Source organism: Geobacillus sp. LYN3 (genome assembly GCF_003064505.1).
In the GTDB taxonomy this organism is placed as follows: Bacteria; Bacillota; Bacilli; order Bacillales; family Anoxybacillaceae; genus Parageobacillus_B; species Parageobacillus_B toebii.
In genome coordinates this window covers 1-2,985 of the sequence record NZ_QCWL01000031.1, presented here as the reverse complement: position 1 = coordinate 2,985, position 2,985 = coordinate 1, and the positions used below count along the sequence as shown (strand labels likewise).

2 protein-coding genes and 2 pseudogenes are annotated in these 2,985 nt (G+C 40.5%); 3 read left to right on the top strand and 1 reads right to left on the bottom strand.

From position 1 onward, the window contains the following. Positions 1 to 40: 40 nt before the first annotated feature. A complete protein-coding gene (locus tag DCC82_RS16745; protein ID WP_108430520.1) occupies positions 41 to 850 on the top strand; it encodes a hypothetical protein in 810 nt (269 codons plus the stop codon). A gap of 117 nt (positions 851 to 967) precedes the next feature. Here the strand turns inward: DCC82_RS16745 and DCC82_RS16740 are convergent. Further along, positions 968 to 2,149: pseudogene (locus tag DCC82_RS16740) on the bottom strand (IS701 family transposase). Positions 2,150 to 2,415: 266 nt separating this feature from the next. On the opposite strand from DCC82_RS16740, the gene DCC82_RS16735 reads away from it, so the two are divergent. Both DCC82_RS16735 and DCC82_RS16730 read left to right on the top strand, forming a co-directional pair. Continuing rightward, positions 2,416 to 2,649: a hypothetical protein gene (locus DCC82_RS16735; protein WP_051035000.1), complete on the top strand. Its 234-nt coding sequence runs from the start codon at positions 2,416 to 2,418 to the stop codon at positions 2,647 to 2,649. A 153-nt stretch (positions 2,650 to 2,802) separates the two neighbouring features. Beyond that, positions 2,803 to 2,985 (top strand): annotated as a pseudogene (locus tag DCC82_RS16730) (IS66 family transposase); the annotation flags it as partial.

Sequence of the window (2,985 nt, the reverse complement as noted above, 5' to 3'; positions counted from 1 at the left end):
ACTTTCATTTTAAGGGGATCCTCATGCAAGGGCTATTTTTATGCTTGATCAAGTTTATCTAGCACCACGGGTGTTAATAGTGTTAAAAAAATCCATTACTGGCCTTACTTTAGGGTTAATGCTTTTATTTGCAACTGGAGTATATGCTAAGGGTTTGGAAGAAGATAAATTTGATATTGTAGAAAAAAGTAACCAAAAAATTATTGTAGAAAAATCTGATGGTGAACGGCTTATTATAAACTTAGATAGGCCAGATTTTAAAGATAGACTTAGTGATAATCTGATCAAAGATATAGCTGAGCAAGCGGACATTAGTGACAATGTAACTATTCATGATATTATTGAACCGTCTTCTTGTATAACAATCCCAAACAATGCAGGAATCCTAAATTCTAAAAACAATCGATTCTCTCTTAATGCTGCTCAGCCGGAAAGTTTGCTTTATCGATACGAGGTGACAAAGAAATATACTGATAGGTCTCCGCTAGCTGCACAATTGATTATAAGTGTTGCTTATGGTGAAACAGCAACTTTAAAATCTTCAATAACTGTTACTAATTCTGCTACTATTAGTGGGGCGACTAAACTGCCGGACGAAGGACTTGCAGAGCTAAATGCATCCCTAAATGCGTCAGTCACTTATACTTATGAGAAAGGTAGAACTTTTTTAGGTCCTTCAAAAGGGTATACAAGTAGACAATATTATTCAACTAGATTTCATGATAGAGGAAATTATATTGTTCGAAAAATAAATCGCATAACGGGCAATGTATCAGAAACCTACACTGGTACTTATGGAGAACCTAGTTTACAGGATCCGATTGTAAACTGGTCCAGAGATATCAAATAACTTACGTTTTTTGGGCTATGCATTGCTTGTGATAAAAATACAGAATATTCGTATTATTATTATTATGTTTATAATGCACTGAATTTTAGCTATTGGATTTAAAGAAAAGGGTACCCCTTATGCCACGTGGAGCTGTTTTTTCACGGTATCAATGGGAATATTTTGTTTCGCTGCACAGTAAATGAACTCCACGAGGCTATGTCCTTTTCTCTTGCGCAAGAGATCGAGCCCATCAGAAAAATCGCTGTTCGACTCGAATAGGCTGTACACGTAAGCAAGCTGCACCAAGATCCAGTAGCGTTTCACCGCTCGAACCTGACGAACACGGTACCCATCGAGCTTCAGCTGGTCTTTCGCTTGTCGAAAAAAGCATTCGATTGACCAACGCTCGGCATAGTAGCGCAAGATGTCTTCGTCGCTTAACTCCCGATCGGTGCTCAAGACGCAATGAAGATATTCGGGTGTCATCGGCTGATTGGCTTTCCAAGCGAGCAGCACCACCGCATGGTCGAGACCGTTGAGTGCTCCTTCGTAACGATAGACGCGATAGCGCTCTTCTCCCACCGTGACGAGGTGAGTGTCGTCTAGTTCGATGGAGCGAGCCAACTGCTTCGCTTGGACGGCGATGCCTTTCGGGTAGAGAATTCGGTTCGTCTTGAGCATCGCAATCACGTGGAATCCCTTTTTCAGACAAGCTTCCACGAGCGTTTGGGATGGATACCAAGAGTCCATGAGCACATAAACGGGGCGACTCATATCCAAAGAAGAAAGTATCTCGATCGCGAGTTTCCCTTTGCTTTTCCCTGCCGTCTTGTCGTAGAGGCGAAAGGCAAAAGGAAACGCTTGGGTCATCGTATGAACCATGAGCCAAACGAGAGAATGGCCTCAGATTGACTTTTTCTCTGTGTGAGAATAGTGCCAATCACCCCCCTTGAATGGCGTGCGTGGCCCGTGACGAGGGCTTCGTTTTTTGGCAAATCGTATCCATCGATCGAAACAAAAAGGGGGAATTCTCTCGTTTCGAGCTGCATTCGACACGACGAAGGATCCACTGCTGGAGTTTGCGAAGCAACGTCTCTTCTTCTCAAGGGCTTTTCGTGAAAAATGCCTGAGTGTCGTGCGATGGTTCGGATGAAAGCTCCCATGATGAAGATCGGTCAACGTCCCTGAAAAACCTTTCGTCACCATCGCATCCACGATATGAACGAGATGCTTCATCACAGGTTTCGAGAAATAAAGTGCCAACCCTAACATCGTGAAAAACTTGTGGATTCCTTGATGATGTGCTAATCTATTCATGAGACATGAACCTCCTTGTGAATGGTTTGGTGACACATCTATTCTAACCAAGGAATCGGGTTCATGTCTCTTCTTTTGTTTGGTTGTAAATTTATGTTAGCAGATTTGCTCATCTACAGTTAGTGATTGAACGAATTAGCTTTAGATAAAGGGAGCAACAGTTTTTTACGATTGAGAATACGCTACAGACTTTCTTTTATTACAAAAACTCTATAGTTCAAAACTTTGAATTGTAAATGCAGACACATAGAGAGGAGAAATGAGTCTTGAATAATTTTATTGAAAAAGGCTTTATGTACGGTTTTGTCATAGGAATCACTTTAGCATTGATATTTGTCCCCTATAAAACAGTAACATATATGTCAGGAGGGGTGACAACAACGGAGTATAAAGAAATACCTGAATATATTATAAATGTACTTAGAGTGAGTTTTAGCAGCGGAGTGATTGCCTCTACAATTAGTCTGGCTTTATATAAAAAACGAAAAACTAAAAATTAGCACGGTTGTTGATTATTCTGCATTCGGAAATTCTTATAATCAAAATTGTGGAAAATAATTTTGTAACTATTCAGCCACATCATAAAGTGAGCTGAATATTTTCTTCTTTCCTTGTCTATGATGTGAATACTGATAGACAAGGAGGTGAATCACATGTTGACGGTACAACAAGCTGTATTTACAGTTGAGAGCTTAATCGGCAAAGTCCAACAACAAAAGCAGCTCATTACTCACCAGCAACAAGTCATTGAGCAACTGTTGAAAGAAAACAAACAGCTACGCAAAGAAAATGAACAACTGAAGTACCGTGTTCAAGAGCTGGAAGCACGCACGAAA

Bases quoted from the DNA above. Each gene is read 5' to 3' on its own strand.
- DCC82_RS16745 (WP_108430520.1), top strand. From the start codon at position 41: ATGCTTGATCAAGTTTATCTAGCACCACGGGTGTTAATAGTGTTAAAA.